This is a genomic window from Domibacillus sp. F004 (genome assembly GCF_057814295.1).
In genome coordinates, this window is the sequence record NZ_JBVATB010000005.1 from 83,027 (window position 1) to 102,548 (window position 19,522).

Annotated in this window: 20 protein-coding genes; 3 read left to right on the plus strand and 17 right to left on the minus strand. The window is 43.7% G+C overall.

The window, feature by feature from the left end; genetic code table 11:
• Nucleotides 1-11: 11 nt before the first annotated feature.
• The 4 genes from ACZYRN_RS13585 to ACZYRN_RS13600 all read right to left on the minus strand — a co-directional run bounded on the left by ACZYRN_RS13585 (nt 12) and on the right by ACZYRN_RS13600 (nt 4,443).
• Nucleotides 12-1,913, minus strand: a complete 1,902-nt coding sequence (locus tag ACZYRN_RS13585) for an ABC transporter permease (protein WP_488912145.1) — start codon at nt 1,911-1,913, stop codon at nt 12-14.
• Nucleotides 1,900-2,664 (minus strand): ABC transporter ATP-binding protein, encoded by a 765-nt coding sequence (locus ACZYRN_RS13590; RefSeq protein ID WP_488912146.1) that lies wholly within the window; start codon nt 2,662-2,664, stop codon nt 1,900-1,902. The genes ACZYRN_RS13585 and ACZYRN_RS13590 overlap by 14 nt, the downstream gene beginning before the upstream one ends.
• Before the next feature lie 91 nt (nt 2,665-2,755).
• Nucleotides 2,756-3,766 carry a sensor histidine kinase gene (locus tag ACZYRN_RS13595; RefSeq protein ID WP_488912147.1) on the minus strand — a complete coding sequence of 337 codons (1,011 nt, stop codon included), beginning with the start codon at nt 3,764-3,766 and terminating at the stop codon, nt 2,756-2,758.
• The gene (locus ACZYRN_RS13600) at nt 3,763-4,443 is read right to left on the minus strand and encodes a response regulator transcription factor (RefSeq protein WP_488912148.1); all 681 of its coding nucleotides are present in this window, start codon (nt 4,441-4,443) and stop codon (nt 3,763-3,765) included. The genes ACZYRN_RS13595 and ACZYRN_RS13600 overlap by 4 nt, the downstream gene beginning before the upstream one ends.
• Before the next feature lie 218 nt (nt 4,444-4,661).
• On the opposite strand from ACZYRN_RS13600, the gene ACZYRN_RS13605 reads away from it, so the two are divergent.
• On the plus strand, nt 4,662-5,471 hold the full coding sequence (locus ACZYRN_RS13605) for an alpha/beta fold hydrolase (RefSeq protein WP_488912149.1): 810 nt from the start codon (nt 4,662-4,664) through the stop codon (nt 5,469-5,471).
• 157 nt (nt 5,472-5,628) lie between these two features.
• On the opposite strand, the gene rbsK is transcribed toward ACZYRN_RS13605, so the two are convergent.
• From rbsK to ACZYRN_RS13655, 10 genes are all read right to left on the minus strand, one after another.
• Nucleotides 5,629-6,525, minus strand: coding sequence for a ribokinase (gene rbsK / locus ACZYRN_RS13610; protein ID WP_488912150.1), 897 nt, complete (start codon nt 6,523-6,525; stop codon nt 5,629-5,631).
• Between the two features lie 212 nt (nt 6,526-6,737).
• Nucleotides 6,738-7,496 (minus strand): inositol monophosphatase family protein, encoded by a 759-nt coding sequence (locus tag ACZYRN_RS13615; RefSeq protein WP_488912151.1) that lies wholly within the window; start codon nt 7,494-7,496, stop codon nt 6,738-6,740.
• A gap of 102 nt (nt 7,497-7,598) precedes the next feature.
• Nucleotides 7,599-8,255 carry an ABC transporter ATP-binding protein gene (locus ACZYRN_RS13620; RefSeq protein ID WP_488912152.1) on the minus strand — a complete coding sequence of 219 codons (657 nt, stop codon included), beginning with the start codon at nt 8,253-8,255 and terminating at the stop codon, nt 7,599-7,601.
• Nucleotides 8,255-9,232: an ABC transporter permease gene (locus ACZYRN_RS13625; RefSeq protein WP_488912153.1), complete on the minus strand. Its 978-nt coding sequence runs from the start codon at nt 9,230-9,232 to the stop codon at nt 8,255-8,257. The genes ACZYRN_RS13620 and ACZYRN_RS13625 overlap by 1 nt, the downstream gene beginning before the upstream one ends.
• A gap of 69 nt (nt 9,233-9,301) precedes the next feature.
• A complete protein-coding gene (locus tag ACZYRN_RS13630; RefSeq protein WP_488912301.1) occupies nt 9,302-10,681 on the minus strand; it encodes a sensor histidine kinase in 1,380 nt (459 codons plus the stop codon).
• A complete protein-coding gene (locus tag ACZYRN_RS13635) occupies nt 10,681-11,355 on the minus strand; it encodes a response regulator transcription factor (RefSeq protein WP_488912154.1) in 675 nt (224 codons plus the stop codon). Before ACZYRN_RS13635 ends, ACZYRN_RS13630 begins: the two co-directional genes overlap by 1 nt.
• 84 nt (nt 11,356-11,439) lie before the next feature.
• Nucleotides 11,440-12,456: a GTP 3',8-cyclase MoaA gene (gene moaA, locus ACZYRN_RS13640; RefSeq protein WP_488912155.1), complete on the minus strand. Its 1,017-nt coding sequence runs from the start codon at nt 12,454-12,456 to the stop codon at nt 11,440-11,442.
• Nucleotides 12,457-12,481: 25 nt separating this feature from the next.
• Complete coding sequence (gene moaD, locus ACZYRN_RS13645) at nt 12,482-12,715, minus strand: molybdopterin converting factor subunit 1 (RefSeq protein ID WP_488912156.1); 234 nt, start codon at nt 12,713-12,715, stop codon at nt 12,482-12,484.
• Nucleotides 12,716-12,717: 2 nt separating this feature from the next.
• Nucleotides 12,718-13,167, minus strand: a complete 450-nt coding sequence (locus tag ACZYRN_RS13650; RefSeq protein ID WP_488912157.1) for a molybdenum cofactor biosynthesis protein MoaE — start codon at nt 13,165-13,167, stop codon at nt 12,718-12,720.
• Nucleotides 13,152-14,411: a molybdopterin molybdotransferase MoeA gene (locus tag ACZYRN_RS13655; RefSeq protein WP_488912158.1), complete on the minus strand. Its 1,260-nt coding sequence runs from the start codon at nt 14,409-14,411 to the stop codon at nt 13,152-13,154. The genes ACZYRN_RS13650 and ACZYRN_RS13655 overlap by 16 nt, the downstream gene beginning before the upstream one ends.
• Before the next feature lie 69 nt (nt 14,412-14,480).
• Here ACZYRN_RS13655 and moaC point away from each other — a divergent pair, with 69 nt between their 5' ends.
• Nucleotides 14,481-14,975, plus strand: coding sequence for a cyclic pyranopterin monophosphate synthase MoaC (gene moaC, locus ACZYRN_RS13660; protein WP_488912159.1), 495 nt, complete (start codon nt 14,481-14,483; stop codon nt 14,973-14,975).
• Between the two features lie 61 nt (nt 14,976-15,036).
• On the opposite strand, the gene ACZYRN_RS13665 is transcribed toward moaC, so the two are convergent.
• From ACZYRN_RS13665 to ACZYRN_RS13675, 3 genes are all read right to left on the minus strand, one after another.
• A complete protein-coding gene (locus tag ACZYRN_RS13665) occupies nt 15,037-15,537 on the minus strand; it encodes a MogA/MoaB family molybdenum cofactor biosynthesis protein (protein ID WP_488912160.1) in 501 nt (166 codons plus the stop codon).
• A gap of 19 nt (nt 15,538-15,556) precedes the next feature.
• Nucleotides 15,557-16,576, minus strand: a complete 1,020-nt coding sequence (locus ACZYRN_RS13670) for a ThiF family adenylyltransferase (RefSeq protein ID WP_488912302.1) — start codon at nt 16,574-16,576, stop codon at nt 15,557-15,559.
• A 433-nt stretch (nt 16,577-17,009) separates the two neighbouring features.
• Nucleotides 17,010-17,180, minus strand: coding sequence for a hypothetical protein (locus tag ACZYRN_RS13675; RefSeq protein WP_488912161.1), 171 nt, complete (start codon nt 17,178-17,180; stop codon nt 17,010-17,012).
• A 992-nt stretch (nt 17,181-18,172) separates the two neighbouring features.
• On the opposite strand from ACZYRN_RS13675, the gene iscB reads away from it, so the two are divergent.
• Nucleotides 18,173-19,447 carry an RNA-guided endonuclease IscB gene (gene iscB, locus ACZYRN_RS13680; RefSeq protein ID WP_488912162.1) on the plus strand — a complete coding sequence of 425 codons (1,275 nt, stop codon included), beginning with the start codon at nt 18,173-18,175 and terminating at the stop codon, nt 19,445-19,447.
• Nucleotides 19,448-19,522 lie beyond the last annotated feature (75 nt).

Consider the following 19,522-nt stretch of genomic DNA (forward strand, 5'->3'; position numbering starts at 1 on the left):
TGCCTCTGTGTTTATAAAACTTCTTTCATTATTTTCCGGTAGTAGCCTATCGTAAACGCCGCGAAAATAGCATAAATAGCAGCGTATACGATAAAAGCAACTGTTGCTGGCAATAAAATGCTTGTTGAAAATAAGAAAGTTGATGCTGATTTAATTGCAAAAATACCGTGCAGAATACCAATGGCGAGCGGCAACCCGAAAATAAATAGCTGCTTCCATACAATGCTGTTCATCATATCCGGAATGGAAAAACCGAGCTGGCGCAGTGTGCGGAATGTCTGTCTTTCCTGTTCGGCTTCCGTCATTTGGCGGAAATACAGAATACTGCCTGTTGTTATTAGGAAAACAAGACCGAGAAAACCGGTAATAAAGATCATCAGTCCATTCGCTTCAAATTGCTGTGCCAGTCTGTCGTAGTAAACAACCTGCCGTTCCTCTTCCGGCACTACTTTTTTATAAATGGCTGTTGCTTTTTCACTGCCTTCTTCCTCAAGTGTGAACACCTGGTACGATACTACTTGTGCACCTGACGCTAATTTTTCATAAGTGGTGCGATCAACTGCCAGCTGATAAAAACTCGTATCGGTATTCACGGCAAGTTTTTCTTCGACTTCTTTAATCGTAATATCCAGCTCATTATTCGGCATTTTAAGCGTGACATCATATCCGATATTCGACCCAAACATGTCACTATTGGCAAATGAATCAAATAAAACCGCACCGCCTGCCGGATCTACAATTGTCATCCCTGCCTGCTCAAGTGAATCATTTGAAAAAACAGATGCTTTTAAATCAGCCCAATAAGCGCTCGCCTGACTGGGCAACTTTACTACATCGACAGGAAGTTCCACAGAGGTTAGTTCTTTCTGTTCAAAAGAGAGGCCAGCTTTCGTTAATTCATTTTCAAATGAAGAAGCCAATTCTGCTTGGTCTTGAAAAGCAAAATCGTATGGAAACATGCTTCGCGTCGAATTTTCAACAGAGTAATAAAGGGAATACGCGACGCCGATCATGCCTAATGTCATGGCAGACAACGTTGTAATAAGCGTCAATGAACGCGCATTGCTTTTCATCCGATGCATAATCGACGCAGTGGAAAGCGTATCGCGAAACGCCAAGTGACCATCTTTTCGTTTTCTCCATAAGTAGAGAAGCCATCCGACTGTTGCGCGGAAAAAGAAAAATGTACCGAGAATGGTTGAACCGAGCACGGTAAAGGCATTTAAAATAAAATAGCTGTTCACCATACGCCCTGAATACCAGTAGCCAAATACAATCAACACAATGCCGAGCACACCAAATAGCAACTGACTAATTTTACCCGGTTGTTTCGGCAATTCGGTTGTCCGTCTTGCGGTAAACAAATCAATCAATGTACTTTTATACACAATCCGCAATGATTGAAGGGATGTCACCGCAACGAGAACAATAAAAACGATAGCGGTTTGCACAATCGCTGGAATGGAAATCGATAATTCTATAAATGCTTCTTTTCCCATCAGCTTGACGAGCAAAAGCAAAAAACCGCGCGAAACGATGATGCCTGTTGCAATCCCGACTAAAAGTGCACCTGTGCCAAGCAACATATTTTCAATCATGAGCATGCGGGCAACTCCGCCTTTTGTTAGCCCAATCAACTGATACAACCCGATTTCGTTGCTGCGCCGTTTCAAGAAAATGGAATTGGCATACAAAACAAACACTGCAACAATAGCCAGCAGCAAGTACGCGGCCACTTTAAAAGACTGATCCAAGCGAAGCGATAACTCTGCTCCTTTTAAGACCGACTCATCATGCTGAAGCGTAGCAAACACGAAATACAGCATGACGCTGAAAATGAACGAGAAAAAGTACAAATAATAATGTTGTATATTTTTTCGCATGCTGCGCCGGACGAGGTCAAACAGCGTCATAGCCGTCACCTCCGAGTGCACTTTGCACGCGCATAATGTCCCCGAAGAAATCTTTCCGCTCCTTATCTCCACGATACAATTCCGTATACAACAGTCCGTCTTTTAAAAAGACAACGCGGCTGCAGTAACTCGATGCGACCGGATCATGTGTCACCATCATAATGGTCACATTCCGCTCCCGATTAATCCCTTCCAAGTTGCCAAGAAGCGAGGAGGCTGATTTTGAATCAAGCGCTCCGGTGGGCTCATCCGCAAAAACAAGTGACGGATTGTTAATAAGTGCCCGCGCCGCAGATGTACGCTGCTTTTGGCCGCCGGAAATTTCATTCGGGTATTTATCCGACAATTCCATAATACCTAGCGCTTTCGCAATATCAATGAACCGGTGCTCTGATTCCATCCTGTTTTGCTTTCCAAGTGACAGCGGCAATAAAATATTTTCTTTCACTGTTAACGTATCTAACAAATTATAATCTTGAAAAATAAAACCGAGTTTCTCACGGCGAAAGTTGGACAACTCACGGTCTTTCATATTTGCAATGTCCGAGCCGCCAATTTCGATTACGCCTTCTGTCGGCCGGTCAATCGATGCCAGCACATTTAAAAGCGTTGTTTTCCCGGCACCCGACGGCCCCATAATACCGACAAATTCTCCCGCACGTACGTTGAGATCAATACCTTTCAACACTTGATACACTTGATTTCTCGACCCAAATGATTTTCTCACCTGTTTTGCCTCTAAAATGTTCATCATGTGTCCTCCCTGTTTTCTTCTGCTTTCATCATACATCGCAGCTATACTCCCAATCGTTCGATTCACATGACAAAACAGGGAGTGAATGTTACATTTTCGTCACGTCATCAAAAGGATTTCTTAGGAAATAAGTAATCGTCACAGTTGTCCCCTTTTTAGATTCAACGTGAATATGGTGACCCAATTTTTCCGCGACCACAGCCGCCAAGTACAAACCGAGTCCGGTCGCCGCATTCGATTTCCTTCCGGCGTCACCGGTAAACCCTTTTTCAAACACTCTCGGCAAATCAGCGGGATTGATTCCGCGGCCTTCATCGGTGATGCGGAGCAAGATATGTCCATTTTCACCATCCACACCTTCAATATGAATCATTCCGTCCACCGGGCTATATTTAACAGCATTCGAGAGAACTTGCCTGATTAAAAAACGGCACCACTTTGGGTCGGTTGTGACGGTTTTATCCATACTAACTAAGTGAATTTCAATATTTTTTTCAATGCACCATTTTGCGAGTTCCTGTATTTCTAGCACAACCATCGACTCCAATGTAACGTCTTTTAACATAAAATCGTGCTGCAACTCCGGCAAGCGGGCGATATGCAGCTGCTGATCAACGAGTGCATGAATACGGACCCATTGATCAAGTACACCATCAAGCTCCGGTTTCTCGTCTAAAATTAATTTCATCGCCGTCAATGGTGTTTTTACTTCATGTACCCAGGAGGTGACATAATCAAGATGATCTGCCTGCTCCGCTTTTAACTGTGAAAGCTGTGTCTGCAAGGAGCGGGAGGCATGGAGAATGGCTTCCCGTGCAATATTCTCTGCTCCCGAATCAGCTTCCGGGACCGCTTCATTCCAGTCACGCACCTCATGTGTCTGCATCATCTTTAACGAACGGAAAAAGGCCGTTTCGACCATATAGCGCCACGTTAAAAAAAGAAAAAATAACAGTAACTGGAATCCGTTCCAGTAAACAAGTGATGCTGTTTCAATAATTATTCCGTCATCCAGTAAAATAAGAGCGTCTCCTGCCGCAATCCATATGATAAAAAAGAAAATCCAGCTCATCCGATCCTTTAAAAACACCTTAATCATGAAAGTGTCACAGCCATGTAGCCCTGTCCTTTTTTCGTGATGATTGATTCTTCCAACCCAATACCGGCCAGCTTTTGCCGTAATCTTGTTACGTTCACCGTCAGCGTATTGTCATTCACAAATTGTGCGTCATCCCAAAGTTTCTTCATTAACGTTTCTCTTGAAATAATGCTGTCACGTGAGTCAACGAGTACTGTTAAAATAAACAATTCATTTTTCGTTAAATCCACTTCTTTTCCATCATGACGGATCGTTCCTTTTTTCAAATCAATCACCGCCCCGTTCCACTGCAGTGCATCCGCCGGCTCATCGCCATATGCATACACCCGCCGGAGCAGTGCCTGCACTTTTGCGACGAGCACATCCATGTGGAACGGCTTTTGTATGTAATCATCCGCACCCATTTGCATCGCCATTACCATGTCCATCGGATGATCCCTTGATGACAAAAACAGAACCGGAACCGTCGACAACGCCCGAATTTCCCGGCACCAATGAAAGCCATCAAAAGCAGGCAGCTGTATGTCGACAATAACTAAATGAGGTTCTTCCTTTATAAATGTCGCCATCACATCTTGAAAAGACGCAGGCAGTACGGTTTGAAACGACCATTGTCCAAATCTTGCTTCCATCTGTCTAGCAATCGTCAGATCATCCTCAATGATCATAATTTTCATTGCCCTCACACCTGTCTTTCTTCCATATTATGAGATCATCTTATCATACGTTTTCCATCGAAAAGAAAAAAAGCCCCTGAGAAAATATCATCAGCTTATGTGCATTCATTATATAAAATTAGCAATTGATCATTGGAAAACATTTTTTCCGGAAAAGTTATTTACCTTATCCAAAGTGAATAACTTTCTAAATGATAACTTTTTAAGGGGGGATTCGAGTGGGCTATTACTTAAGAGTTGAACCCGATGTGAATATTTATGTAGAAGATGTGAATCGGGAAAGTGAGAAAACAATCTTATTTATACATGGCTGGCCGGCAAATCATAAACTGTTTGAATATCAGTTTGACCACCTGCCTTCTCTCGGCTATCGATGCATCGGTATAGACTTGAGAGGGTTTGGCAACTCCGATAAACCGTCGAGCGGCTACTCTTACGATCGGCTAGCCGATGATGTGCGGGCAGTAGTGGATGAACTTTATTTACAAAACTTCACACTCGCGGGCCATTCTGTAGGTGGAGCGATTTCCGTACGTTATATGGCACGTCACAACGGGTATGGGGTCTCCAAACTCGCTTTAATCGCCGCTGCAGCGCCTAGCTTTACGGTACGTCCTGATTTCCCGTACGGACTCTCAAAAGAAGCAGTCACGAACATCATTCAGAATACGTATAACGACCGTCCTAAAATGCTTCAAGATTTTACAGACGAATTTTTCTTCCAGCATATCACCCGGCCTTTCTCTGATTGGTTCTTCCAAATGGGCTTACAGGCTGCCGGCTGGTCTACCGCAGCAGTTGCGGCTTCGCTTAGGGACGAGAGCTTATTCTCTGATCTCGGACAAATACGTGTACCGACTGTCATTCTTCATGGTGTTCATGACAAGGTTTGTGTGTATCCTCTTGCCGTAGCACAAAATAAAGAAATTAAAAATTCCAAGCTTGTTCCGTTCGAAAAAAGCGGTCATGGCTTAGTCTGGGAAGAACGCGAAAAATTGAATCAAGAATTAGCGCAATTTATAGGATAGGGATGAATCTTAAGGTTACTCATTTATTAGATGAAAAGTACTTTCCTGTTACTTAGTACCTTTAGAGAATCACCTTAATGTTATATATCATAGGTTCACAGAGATAATAAAAAATGTATGATTGACCTCATTATCTCTGTGCTGTACTACTTAAATTTTATAGAAGCTCATGGCTTTCTTTAGTTATAAACGCCTCAACCTCTTCTTTCAGAGGCATTCCTGTTTGTGCTCCGAGTTTCATCGTTGATAAAGCAGCCACTGCATTTCCGTATTGACAAGCTGCGCTGAGTCCATATCCTTTGCTTAATGCAACGGCTAAACCACCGTTAAACGCGTCGCCTGCTCCTGTCGTATCCACTACCTTTACTTTATAGGCAGGGATGTTGATTTCCATGCCATTTTCATAAAAAGAAACGCCCTTACTTCCTTTTGTCAAAATCATTTTCTTCTTTAGATCTTTTCCATTTCTTCCTTTTCGTAAAAGCTCTTCCTCATGTTCATTTGGTGTAACATAATCAATCTGTTCAAGAAGACGATTCGGAAGATCTCGAATCGGTGCTGGATTCAAAATAACTGTCACTTGGTTTTCCTTTGCAATCTCAGCCGCCTTTTGCACTCCCTCTAACGGGATTTCCAATTGTAGAATAAGAATATCACTAGCAGCAATGATCTCTCGTTTGGATTCCACAAACGGCGCCGTCACATGATTATTGGCCCCTGGCACCACAATAATGTGATTATCTTGATTGGACACATTGATAGCAGCTGTTCCGGTTGAATCTGTAACCGATTCCACATTGCTTACATCCACACCGTTTTCACTTAAATGTTGAAGAAGATCCTCGCCAAAATGATCCTTGCCGACGCAGCCAATCATTTGGACCTGTGCACCTAGTCTTGCCGCTGCTACAGCTTGATTGGCTCCTTTTCCTCCTGGATTCATTTGAAACTGTTGACCGATAAGCGTTTCACCTTTTTTAGGAAGCCGATCTGCAATTGTTACTAAATCCATATTAATACTTCCGACAACCGTTATTTTTGGTATGTTGGCCATTTCCTATTTCTCTCTCCTTCTCTATGTTAAATACTTCTTAACCAGCTGCACATCTCAGGACAGCCGCTCTCTATTTATCATTGCATTTCTTTACTAAGTCTATTGCTTTATTTCATAATAAAGTAAAAGCTCCTGATCACGTCAGGAGCCTTCTCTTCCGCGATGCTTTGCGGTATTTTAACAATGTTTCGACCATCTTAAGTGCAATGATTTCATTTTGAACCTTCCAGTATGTTTTGCAGACCAGCGATTGCTTGTTTTTGTCCAAATAGTGTATATGGACCGGCTGCTGTCATAACACCACCTGCTTCCGTGACGAGTAACTGTCCGGCTGCTACATCATAAAAGGCAGGACTCATGTAAAGTGCCGCATCAAAACGGCCAGCTGCAATGTACGCTAATGTTACAGCCGCTGTCCCAATAATTCGAACCCGATATACGTCGTTCACTATTTTAGCAAGCAGCTCGAGACGCTGCGTATTTGCTTCTCTATTTCCGTCTTTTGCAAAATCGCTATGGGAAATAATTGATTCGGCAAGACTAACATCACGCACATGAATCCGCTCACCGTCTTTAAACGCACCGCCGCCTTTTGAAGCCCAATAGACTTCATTTAATCCTGGAAACGAAAGAACCCCTACAACTGGATCGTTTTTATATGTTAAGGCAATCGATACACCATATAAAGGAACCCCCATGCTGTAATTAATCGTGCCATCGATCGGATCAATCACCCATTCAAAATCACTATCACCCTCGATTGCCCCTGCTTCTTCACTAAAAATGTGATGATCCGGATAAGCGGCCTGAATGCGTTCAATGATCAGTGCTTCCACTTTTACATCCATTTCTGTTACAAAATCTTTCGCTGCTTTTAACGTCTGCCCGCCCGCTTTACCTTGCTGGGGTAAAATAAACTGACCCGCCTCTTTTCCAAGCTCAATCGCAAATGCTAAATAATCTTTATACATATAATCGCTCCCCATATCTATGTATTCTTCCCTTTCTATCATACAGCATCCAAACAGATGGGTCATTTAAAAAAAGGATCAGTCCCAGACGGACTGATCCTCTCATCTGATTTTCCCGTCTTCAATCCGCACAATACGGTCACATACATCAAGCATTCGTTCATCGTGTGTCACCATGATGGCTGTTTTATTGCGCCGTTTCACTTCATCGGCAATCATTTCAACAACGTCCCGGCCACGTTTTGAATCAAGGCTTGCAGTCGGTTCATCCGCAAGTAAAATGTCTGGATCATTCATCCAGGCCCGGGCAATCGCCACACGCTGCCGCTCGCCGCCTGACAGCTTTTCTGGATAATGACCGGTCCGGTCCGATAACCCAAGCTGTTCCAGCAGCTCATCCGCCTTTTTTTCACCTGCTATCCGTTTTCCCGACAACTCTGCAATCATAAGAAGCTGATCGCGCACTGTTAAATAGGGAATTAAATTAGACGTTTGAAAAATGAAACCGATTTTCTCTAAACGAATACGATGGCGTTCTTTTTCAGACAAATAGCTAAGATCTTCCCCGCCCACCAAAACACGTCCAGACGATGGTGTCAACAAAGCACCCGCAATCGATAAAAAAGTACTTTTCCCCGATCCGGATGGTCCGACGACGGCCACAAATTCGCCTCCTTTCGCTTCAAATGAAATATCGTTCAATGTATTTGTATTTCCGAATGACTTATTTACATGATCCAGTATTAGTTTCTCTCCCATTAAAATGATCCTCCCATCGCGTCAAGCGCATCCACTTTCGCTACTTTATACAACGACAGCAAAGAACCAAGTACCGAGACAGCCAAAAAAAGAAGCGAAGTGCCTGCAGTAAGCGATGGCGTCAAATAAAATGGTAAATCCGTTGGCAAGACAAAAGCGATTCCATAAACGAGCGTAACACTAATGAGTAAGCTCACGATTGAGACGATGATCACCTGGGAAACTATGGTCCGTGCTAGATAGGCGGAATGCGCACCAATCGCCTTTAAAACGCCAAATTGATGCATTTTTTGAATCGTCATGACATAAAAAAATACCGCAAGCACAATTGCTGCAATCATAAACAAAAAGACAATCATCATCATCAATGATCCTTGCTCTTCTTTATAACCAGGAATACTTTGTAACGCTTCTTTTTTTGTCAGCAATTCGACACCATCTACGTGTATACTCTTTGATTGAACGGCCACGGCACTGACAGGCCCTTCTATCACAAAGATCGCAGGCGTATGACTGAATGACTGTCCTTCTGTTAAGCCGGTCACCGTCATCACTTCCCTAGTAATAGAGTCCGTGAATTGATCACCAATTGTCATTTGCAGCGACTGATCTGCGACAACACCTGACTTACCTTCTACAATTCTTGGCATAATCTCACTTTCCGGATTCATCGAAAACACCGTTACATCGACTTTTCCAGTATGCTCAATCGTCATCATCCGAACACCGAACGGTTCGCCGCCAATCGCATCTACCTGTCCAGCCGATAATTCGGAACGATTCAGCCGGTTATCTGCTCCTTCCTGCAAAACAAAATAGTCGGCGTCCATTTTTTGAATCACTGCTGCATTATCAGAAGCAAGCCCATTCGCAAGACCTGTCACAAACAGAACAAGCCACGCCACAAGCACCATAATGAGCCCGATCAGCGTATAACGGAGCTTCGCGTATGTCATTTCTCTAATCGCTAAAAACATCATTTATCCACCTTTCTTTTCTGTCCTGTACACAGTGTAAGAAAGAAAGATGAACGCGATATGAACGGATTATGACAAAATCGGCAGACTGACTGAAAATGTTGTTCCTTCGCCAGCTTTACTTTCTACTCTAATCGATCCATTATGCAAATGAACGATCTTTTGTGCAATCGAAAGACCAAGTCCCGTGCTGCCTTCTTTTCGATTTCGCACTTTATCAGCCCGATAAAAGCGATCAAATATAAAGGGCAGGTCTTCTGGTGCAATTCCATGCCCTGTATCCCCGATCGTAACGATACACATCCATTCCTTTTTCGATACATCAATTGAAATCGTACCGCCCGCTTCCGTATATTTAATACTGTTTGTAATCAGGTTCACCCATACTTGATGAAACAATTTCTCATCTGCTGTAATGGAGGCAGGCGTGATATTCAAACTGAACGCCAGATCCTTTTCCCGCCAGCTCCATTCTGTCATTAAAATAACTTGCTTTAGTTGCGCTGCGACATCGTATGATTTTTTCTCAAGCGTCGTGTCTTCCTTGTCAAGCATGGCGAGAGTCAGCAGCTGCTTGCTTAAGCTGGACATTCGCTGACTTTCTTCTTCAATGATCGTTAAATAACGTTCGCGTTCGGCATCTGATAGCTTTTCAGCCCGAAGTGTTTGAGCGAAACCTTGAATAGAAGCAAGAGGCGATTGTATTTCGTGCGATACGTTTGAAACGAATTCCTGACGCATCTCATCAAGCTGCGATAAACTTTTCGCCATCTTAGCAAAATGATTAGTAAGCGTTCCGATTTCATCTTTCCGCTTTACATTCAAGTCGACATCATACATGCCTTGCGCGATTTTCTTCGTCGCATCGGTCAATGTCACAATGGGTTTGACGATGTAACGCGTACTCATAATCACGAGCACTATACTTATCAGAATCATCAGCAACACGAGCACAGAGAAGAAAAGGCGGAGTTCACCAAACTGCACTTTTGTATTCGGGCGCATAAACAGCGCATATCGATCACCATTTATCATCACCGGTACGCCAATTGTGTTGACTGCTTCATTGTCAAAAAAACCGGTCACAAACGCGTTGCCGGCAAAATGCGAAATGCCATGGTATGTTTCACCAGCTTGAACGCGCCTGATAATGTCTGCACCTAAGTTACGATCGCGAAATGCACCGCCATAGTCATTCCCACCCTGTTCATTAACGAGATAGATTTGGTAACCAAGCGCCCCAATGTGATTCAAATAGTTATCTTTATTTAATGAAGGATTATTCTTTGTAAATGCTGCAATGTTCTGTGCCATTGCCGTTATTTTTTCATCATTATACGGCTTTAAAAATTGTTGATAATACACATTTGAAGCGATAAAGGCGATAAAACTGCTCACGAGCATGACAAAAATTGTTGTCCATACGATACGTAAATAGAGCGTCTTCATCATTGCTTTAACTCCATTTTATATCCTACACCCCTCACGGTTTTGATCAAAAAATCATCGGTTCGCCCTGAAAATCGCTCACGAAGCCGCTTTATATGAACATCTACCGTTCGATCGTCTCCCGAAAAATTGATGCCCCAAATGAGATGAATCAACTCTTCTCTCGTAAAAATCCGTCCCGGAAAACTCGCCAGCTGAGCCAATAATTCAAACTCTTTCATCGGCAGCATCATGAGCTGTCCTCCACACTCTACTTCATAACTGCGCCGGTCAATCGTCGTGCCGTTCATGATGATTTTTTCTTCATTCACCTTTTGATACCGGCGGAGCAACGCCTTTATTCGAAACAGTAATTCCTTTGGAGCAAAAGGTTTCGTCAAATAATCATCCGTTCCGACTGCGTACCCTTTTTCTTTATCCTCAAGCTGATCTTTGGCTGTCAATAAAATGATCGGCACATCATAATGACGCCGAATTTCTTCGCATAACTCATATCCGTTCTTATTTGGCATCATGACGTCGACAATCGCTAGATGAATCGTCTTTTGCTCAAGGAGAAGAGACGCCTTCGCTCCATCGTCTGCTTCAAACACAACATACCCTTCTTCCTGCAGCGATCGCCGGACAAGTTCGCGAATATACACGTCGTCATCCGCTACTAAAATATGAATCATTCGCTCACATCCTTTTTTCATTCATCATAACGCAAACAGCCTGCAGAGAAAAATCTCTACAGGCTATTATCTATTTTCAACTACTTAGCCGCCAATGTACGACATGCCAATCTTCTTTCGGTTCTTCGCCGTCTGCTCTGTCCGTTCATCAGAATAACGATCATGCCGATTTTCCCAAACATCTCTAATGGCAGAGGCAAGTTCTTCATCCGAAGCGCCAGATCGGATGAGCGTCCGGAGATCGTGTCCTGCTGATGCAAACAAACATGTATAAAATTTGCCGTCTGATGATAGCCGCGCTCTCGTACATGAGGAGCAAAACGATTCGGACACCGATGTAATAAACCCGACTTCTGCATCACTGTCTGCATATTGATACCTGCCCGCGACCTCTCCAAAATAGTCTGCTTCTATGGGTACAAGCTGCTCGGTTTCCTGAAGCCGTTCTACTATTTCCTTTTTTGCGACCACTTGACGGAAGCTCCAGCTATTATCATTGCCGACATCCATAAACTCAATAAACCGAAGCGTAATGCCCCGCTCTTTAAAATAAGCCGCCATTGGCACCACTTCCTGGTCATTCACGCCTTTTTGTACAACCATATTGACTTTCACTTGAAAACCAAGTGCCTTCGCATAATCAATATTCTCAAGAATCGGCTCCGGTCCGATGCCCCGTCCATTCATTTTCCCGAATGTTTCTTTAGACAACGAATCGAGGCTTACATTCAATCGTTTTAACCCCGCTTCAAATAGGGCTTGGCCGTGCTGTTTTAACAGCAGTCCATTCGTTGTTAATCCAATATCTTCAAGTCCGTCAATTGCATGTAACATCTGAATGAGTTCCGGCAAATCTCTTCGCAGGAGCGGTTCACCGCCTGTTATCCGAATTTTCTTCACACCAAACGCAACGAATTGTTTTGCCAATCGTGTCATTTCTTCAAATGATAACAGCTCGCTTTTCGGCATGAAAGCGTAATCATCGCCAAAGACTTCTTTCGGCATACAGTATGTGCAGCGAAAATTGCATCGGTCAGTGACTGAAATACGCAAATCGCGCAGCGGTCGCTTTAGCTGATCAGTTACTTGGAGATTCGTCATAGCAATCCATCCCTTTTACTTATCGTTATCCTCCGCTAACTGGTGGAATAAAAGCAACATGGTCCCCTGATTTTACGGATTCAGTTTCCAGTACATACTCCTCGTTCACTGCCACTTGGACAGCCGAAAAATCAAATGCAGGATAGGAATCCGCTGCCCACTTAATAATATCTGCCACTGTTCCTTCTGTCCATTGAATGTCTTCCTCTGCTTTTCCAGCTGCTTCTTTCAACCCTGCAAAATAATGAAGATGAATCATCGTCATTCACTCCCTGGTTTATACGTTTGGTCACCAATCCACTCTTCGCCGTCTTCCCAAATTTCTTTTTTCCAAATAGGGACAACCTTTTTGATTTGTTCAATCGCATATTCATTCGCCTCATAGGCCGCTTTCCGGTGCGGAGATGATACCGCGATCACAACCGCAAGATCTGAAATCATGAGTTCCCCGATCCGGTGAACGATCGCTACACGTGAATTTGGCCATTTATCTTCTATTTCAGCGCCAATTTCCGCTAGTTTCTTCTCCGCCATCGGTACATATGCTTCATATTCTAAATGCATCGTCCGCTTGCCGTTCGTCCATTCGCGCACTGTCCCCGCAAATAAGGTAACTGCACCCGCTTCGGGATGTGTAACATATTCCATATATCGCATCGGTTCAAGCGGTTCGGTCGTCACTTCAAATAGCTTGATCAATCGAGCATCCATGATTCCACTCCTTCTTCTGTTCCAATGAGCAGGACATCGACTTCATCACCTTTTTGAAAGCCTCTTGTTCCACCCCGCAGCACAATAAAGGCATTGCCCCGAGCGATCGATGTCACTGCGTTTGATTTATTAAATCCAGCCGGTTCGATAAAAGAGCCTTTCGGTGTCGATTCATAGACCGCCCGGATAAAACGGTTAAACGGATTCGCTTCTGCAAAATTGGCTGTCAGCACCGCTTTTGTATAGGCCAAATACGGCTTATTATTGCCCATCATCGATAATAGAGCTGGTCTTGCAAACAGTTCAAAGCCGACAAAGCAGGCAGATGGATTTCCGGATAAACCAAATAAGAAAGTATCATTCACATGTGCAACCGTTGTTACGCTTCCTGGGCGCATCATTACTTTATTAAATAATACTTCGGCGCCAAGCCGCTTATATATAGATGGCAAATAATCAAAATCACCCACCGATACACCGCCTGTCGTAATGACAGCGTCACATTCGTGGACTGCTTGTCTCACCATGTTAAAACAAGCATCCTCATCATCCGGCAGTTTGCCAAGTAATCGGCAATCAATCCCCATTCGTTTTAGCTGGGCTGCAATCATCGGCCCGTTTGAATTGCGAATTTTACCTGGTTCGAGCGGTTCATTTACGTCAAGCAGTTCTGTTCCTGTCGCTAAAAGCCCGACGACTGGCTGCTTTGCCACCCGTACATTTGCGTAGCCAAATGTTGCTAGCACTGCAATGACCCCGGGCTGAATAAATGCGCCTGCTTCTACAATGACTTCTCCTTCTTTTGCATCTTCACCTTTTGACGACACGTTTTCCATTGGCACAAACGGCTTACGAATGGTAAACGTTTGCCCGTCAATCACAGTCTGTTCAAGCATGACGATCGCATCCGCACCTTCTGGCAGCGGCGCCCCCGTCATAATTCGAACGGCTTCTCGTTCGCTTAACGTATGTGATGACACCGCACCTGCACCTATGTGATCCACGACGGTAAATTCGATTCGTGATTTTCCAGACGCCCCTTCCGTATCAGCCGATCGCACTGCAAATCCGTCGTAAGGAGAACGATCAAACGGAGGAACGTGGTGGCTTGCTATAACCGGTTCGGCTAAAATGCGCCCATACGCTTCTTCAAGCGGCACCGACTCGCTTTTTACATGTGTCACCCGTTTCATCACTCGATCTACTGCTTCTTTTACTGGAATCGGCTTCCGTTTTTCGACCACGATAAACGCCTCTCTTTCTTTTTCTCATGATATACTACTTTCATAATGCACTTAGAAAGGATGAAACTTATGTCTGAGTTGACTCATTTTAACGAACAAGGACGAGCGAAAATGGTGGACGTATCCGATAAATCAGAAACCGTTCGAACAGCGATCGCGCACTCGTCTATCGAAGTAAATAAAATCATTTACGATCAGATTGCCTCGGGTCGAAATAAAAAAGGGGATGTATTTGCGGTCGCACAGGTTGCTGGTATTATGGCAGCCAAACAAACTTCAACTATTATCCCTATGTGTCACCCTATTCCGCTCACCGGCGTCAACATAACGTTTGAATGGGACATTGACGTCCAAAACAGCCATTATGCTGTGCTGATTCATGCCGAAGCGAAAACAAAAGGCGTCACCGGCGTTGAAATGGAAGCATTAACGGCTGCATCCGCCGCAGCTTTGACAATTTATGATATGTGCAAAGCAGCTGGCAAAGAAATGGTGATCGGTCCAACATTCTTGCTGAAAAAAACCGGCGGAAAAAATGGTGACTACGAACGCGCACGCGATTAAGCGGCGTGTTTTCTTTCATCTCTCTAGTGGCGGATGAAGGCTTGAATCCTGAAGACGGAAATCATTTTTTCACTTCATGAAGCAAATGTGCTGCTTCTGGCAAAATCAGCCGCTTCATAGCTAAATCCACAGCTCCCCGTGATCCTGGAAGCGCAAATAAAAGTTTATCTCCACCGGTTGTTCCAGCTGCTGCCCTTGATAGCATCGCCTTCGTGCCAATATCTTCGGTGAAGCTCAAATAGCGGAAAAGTTCCCCGAATCCTGGAATTTCCTTTTTAAAAAACGGATAGACCGTTTCAATTGTCACATCTCTAAGGGCAATACCCGTCCCACCTGTTACAATAATGAGATCAATCTCGTTATTACAAAGCCATTTTTGTATCCTCTCGGCAATCGCTGTCTGATCATCCGGCACGATGGCGTAATCAATTGTCGTATGCCCGGCCTGTTTGAGCAGCTTTTTTATATGAATACCGCTTTTGTCTGTTTCTTCTGTTCTCGTATCGCTTACAGTTAATACTGCAGCAGAAACAAGTAGTTCATTTGAAAAGTCGACTGACATGGCCCGTTCCCCCACTTTTTCAGCTAAATAATTGATTGTACAGCTTCATCGCTTTGTTTACATCCTGCATATCATGAAAAAAGAGCCGGCCGTTTGCGAATAAGACAATCCTGTTTTCTTCATAGATCATTTGCAAAAAATAAGGTGTCCGTTTCCGCTTAAGATCAAGCCTTTCGGCAATTTGTTCACCGTCATCAAGCGTCAATTGCCGGCCTGCAGCAGGTGTCAGCTGAATCGTATCTCGACCGCATAAAACAGCGGCTTTCGTTTCTTTCGATTGATTTAATGATGGATACGTTCGCTTTTTGCCGCATGACGGGCAGTCTGGTCTCTTCATTTTACGAAGACCAAATTGATTTTGCTCATTCATCCACACATCAACCCGGAGCAGCTCTTTTCGCATCGCCTCCCGATTTCCGGTCAGCCATTTCATCACTTCGGCACATTGATAGGAAGCCGTAATCTGTACAGCAGGTGCAATCACTCCTACCGTATCACATGTTTCCCCGGATGATGGAAGAATCGGGAGAAGACAGCGGAAGCAAGCACCTTGATCTGGAACAAACGGCATGACAACACTTGATCCACCAACACACGCTCCATATACCCACGGAATGCCATATTTCAAGCTTACATCATTGATGGCCAGTCTCGTTTCAAAATTATCTGTTCCATCTACTAGAATATCACTTGTTGCAGCTAGTTTTTCAATGAGCGCAGCATCCGCGTGATCCATCCATACGTCAACTTTCACATCGCTGTTTACCTCTGCAAGCCGCTTCTTCGCCGCCACCACTTTGGGAATCATATCACGCGCATCTTTCTCCGTATAAAGGGGCTGTCTATGCAAGTTAGATGCTTCGACGTAATCCCGGTCAATAATAAGCAGCCTTCCGACACCTGCACGGGCAAGCAAGTCAGCGGAAGCAGAACCGAGCGCGCCGCAGCCAATAATCGACACAGTTGAACCGGCAAGACTTGTTTGTCCCTCAGCCCCAATCGGACGAAATAATTGCTGCTTGTTATACCGGTTTTCCATCTCAATCCCCGCTTTCTTCATCTTTATAATCCGCTTGAACTGCTTTTTTAGCATCCGGTTTCTTCTTTTTACTTTTAGTACCGTTCTATACGCTCATTTTTCAAAAAATTCAAATAGATGTTTCTCTAATTTTAACATACTTGTTTGTTTTTTTTTGATAGTTCTTTGTTCGATTGTCCAAACATCACTTGAAATAACTGGAATAATACATATGTGCAAGTGGCAAAACCTTTTTGTTTCTTTTGCATAAAAAATCATTCGTAAGAGGGCAAAAGGGCTCTTTTACGAATGATTCAAGTAATCGACAAAATCATTGCCCTTTTGTGTACCAGGCTATAGATTAAATATTCAGCTTTAACATACGACAACATGACCTTAACATGACTTATGACTTTAAACTGCAGAAGAACTCGGATACCCCGTCGTTATATTGTTAACCTACCGGTGTAATATCCACTTCTATCGAATGGACCGCACTGCTTTCCCCTACGTCTGTTTTTTGTCCCGAGTTGAGCACATTTACATTGGCACGAGAGCGTTCGTGCTTGAGCCAGTGCCCTTTATACGCCAATGCCACTCCGCGAGGCACAATACTCGAAACCATAAAAATCCTCCCTTTCGTATTATAAAAGCTTATGCCAAAGTCGAATGAAGTGAATAGTAATAGCTTTACAAACAGCTAAAACAAAACTAACATCTTAAGGTTATCGCTTTACAATCTCACTATAATTGTAATATTCGTAATTTTTAATTATTTAAGGCACATAGATTAATCCACTTATTCTACTTTTAGTATACATAACAATGTTGATAGATAAATGATCTAGCCATATAAAAGAATATAAGAGCAAGATAACGTAATTATCTGATTTGTAAACACTGCTTTATCATTTCCCGACAGAAGACCCCACCTCAGAGAATGTGCAGGGCAAAACCTAAGGAGTAGGTAGGAGATGAATGTCGGTAGGCGTAAGTCTAATTTGTTGAATAAATCGAACAAATGTACTACAATAGATTTGTATGTTGTTCTTTGAAAACTGAAGATATAGGGTTGTTGCAGGAAAAACGTCTGCAACGTAAAATCTTCAACGTTCTAATCGCCCTACACGTACCGAATTGGCGAAAACCAAGCTAAAGTAAGGCGTGTGGCGAGTCCAACGTACAAGTTACTCAAAGTGTTCACCGTAGGGACTACGGGTAGAGCCTGCTAAAATAACGGGCGGATACACTCGTGTTCGCAGGAATCCCCCACTTCAAGCGTTAGCTAAGTGGGGGGAGTTCAAAAAGCTAATTTGATCAAAAGCATACAATCAATACAAAAAACAAACCCGTCTCAAAGTCAACTACCCACCACTTAACGACCTTTCAGTCTGTTTGAAGTGGGGGCTTCAAAAGCCTTTAATTGTCTAGCCTACGTTTTTCGCAAACGACGTTGGTCCGGTTATCACACCCTCGGATGATACCCTAGTCCGTTGCTCTGTGCAGGCGCTGTAAAAGCTCTGAATGGGTAGGAGCGGTCAACCTGATTGGGCGGTATAACCGCAAAGCCTTACCAACATTGGCGAAGGGTAACAAACTCTAAGGAGGGAACACGTTATGCTCGTGTTCGTTATGAACAAACATGGTGAAGCATTGATGCCGTGTAAGCCAAGAAAAGCAAGATTGTTACTCAAACAAAAGAAAGCAGAAATCGTATCATACAAGCCGTTTACCATCCAGCTGCTCTATGGAAGCAGTGGCTACAAACAGGATGTACATGTCGGTGTCGATTTAGGGACGAAACATGTCGGCATCGCTATGACGAGTGAAGATCGAGTGCTGATCAAAGGTGAAATCGAGTTACGTCAGGATGTAAAAAGCCTGCTTGACACAAGACAGATTTACAGGCGTTCCAGACGAAACCGAAAAACCCGTTACCGGAAACCGCGTTTTCAGAACCGCACCCGTCCAGCAGGGTGGCTACCGCCAAGCATTCAAAGTCGGATAGAGAATACGTTCTTTTGGATTGACAAGTTCTGTTCGTTTGTACCTAATCCAGTATTGACGATTGAAGTAGGAAAGTTCGATGCTCAAAAGATGATGAATCCCGACATACAGGGAGTGGAGTATCAGCAAGGGCAAACACACGGCTATTACGATGTTCGATATTTTGTGCTGGCAAGAGACCACTATACGTGCCAAGTATGCAAGAAAAAAGGACAAATACTGAACACGCATCATATCATTTATCGTTCTCATGGTGGAACAGATCGGGCAGACAATCTCATTGCGGTTTGCACGGATTGCCATACGTACGATAATCATCAAAAGGGCCAAATTTTATATAAGTGGATGACAGAAGGAAAGAAGCTGCCGCATTATAAAGAAGGCACCTTCATGAATGTATTTCGCAGGCGGGTATTCACCAAGTATCCGGATGCAGCGTTCACATACGGCTCGATCACCACACCGAAAAGAAAAGAACTAGGATTAGAAAAGACTCATGCAAATGATGCGATTGCGATTAGCGGAATACTTGCAATCAAGAAGGATGCCGATGCGTTGTTCAACATCAAACAGTTCCGTAAAAAGAAACGCTCCTTGCATGAAGCAACAGCAAGGAAAGGCCGTAAAACGAAGAATATCACAAGTAAGCGAAACGAGAAGAATACGAAACAGCTCAAAGGTTTTTATCTGAATGACAAAGTGAGATTATTTGGGAGAACAGGCTATATTACTGGATTCACGGGAACAAGCGGTGCGTATGTCAAGACAATTGAAGAGGACTATATCACGGTTCCGGGCAAGAACTACAAACAAGTCGGCCTAAAGGAGTTGACGTTGATTAGTCATAACAGCAATTGGCAGTATGAACAAAAAGCCTCTGTCTAACGCCAGCCGACATTCATCTCCCACTTTCACTGGGCTGCGCCCGTACCATTTAGAAGTGGGAGACTTCTTTCGGAA

What these genes read in the sequence shown, in the direction of transcription:
- ACZYRN_RS13620 (WP_488912152.1), bottom strand. Translation starts at nt 8,255, where the DNA reads ATGGGAGAGAAACTAATACTGGATCATGTAAATAAGTCATTCGGAAAT.
- rbsK (WP_488912150.1), bottom strand. Translation starts at nt 6,525, where the DNA reads ATGGCCAACATACCAAAAATAACGGTTGTCGGAAGTATTAATATGGAT.
- moaC (WP_488912159.1), top strand. Translation starts at nt 14,481, where the DNA reads ATGTCTGAGTTGACTCATTTTAACGAACAAGGACGAGCGAAAATGGTG.
- ACZYRN_RS13595 (WP_488912147.1), bottom strand. Translation starts at nt 3,766, where the DNA reads ATGATTAAGGTGTTTTTAAAGGATCGGATGAGCTGGATTTTCTTTTTT.
- ACZYRN_RS13615 (WP_488912151.1), bottom strand. Translation starts at nt 7,496, where the DNA reads ATGTATAAAGATTATTTAGCATTTGCGATTGAGCTTGGAAAAGAGGCG.
- ACZYRN_RS13635 (WP_488912154.1), bottom strand. Translation starts at nt 11,355, where the DNA reads ATGATTCATATTTTAGTAGCGGATGACGACGTGTATATTCGCGAACTT.
- ACZYRN_RS13675 (WP_488912161.1), bottom strand. Translation starts at nt 17,180, where the DNA reads ATGGTTTCGAGTATTGTGCCTCGCGGAGTGGCATTGGCGTATAAAGGG.
- ACZYRN_RS13625 (WP_488912153.1), bottom strand. Translation starts at nt 9,232, where the DNA reads ATGTTTTTAGCGATTAGAGAAATGACATACGCGAAGCTCCGTTATACG.
- ACZYRN_RS13670 (WP_488912302.1), bottom strand. Translation starts at nt 16,576, where the DNA reads ATGGAAAACCGGTATAACAAGCAGCAATTATTTCGTCCGATTGGGGCT.
- ACZYRN_RS13590 (WP_488912146.1), bottom strand. Translation starts at nt 2,664, where the DNA reads ATGAACATTTTAGAGGCAAAACAGGTGAGAAAATCATTTGGGTCGAGA.
- ACZYRN_RS13650 (WP_488912157.1), bottom strand. Translation starts at nt 13,167, where the DNA reads ATGGATGCTCGATTGATCAAGCTATTTGAAGTGACGACCGAACCGCTT.
- ACZYRN_RS13585 (WP_488912145.1), bottom strand. Translation starts at nt 1,913, where the DNA reads ATGACGCTGTTTGACCTCGTCCGGCGCAGCATGCGAAAAAATATACAA.
- moaA (WP_488912155.1), bottom strand. Translation starts at nt 12,456, where the DNA reads ATGACGAATCTCCAAGTAACTGATCAGCTAAAGCGACCGCTGCGCGAT.
- ACZYRN_RS13665 (WP_488912160.1), bottom strand. Translation starts at nt 15,537, where the DNA reads ATGTCAGTCGACTTTTCAAATGAACTACTTGTTTCTGCTGCAGTATTA.
- ACZYRN_RS13630 (WP_488912301.1), bottom strand. Translation starts at nt 10,681, where the DNA reads ATGAAGACGCTCTATTTACGTATCGTATGGACAACAATTTTTGTCATG.
- iscB (WP_488912162.1), top strand. Translation starts at nt 18,173, where the DNA reads ATGCTCGTGTTCGTTATGAACAAACATGGTGAAGCATTGATGCCGTGT.
- moaD (WP_488912156.1), bottom strand. Translation starts at nt 12,715, where the DNA reads ATGATTCATCTTCATTATTTTGCAGGGTTGAAAGAAGCAGCTGGAAAA.
- ACZYRN_RS13600 (WP_488912148.1), bottom strand. Translation starts at nt 4,443, where the DNA reads ATGAAAATTATGATCATTGAGGATGATCTGACGATTGCTAGACAGATG.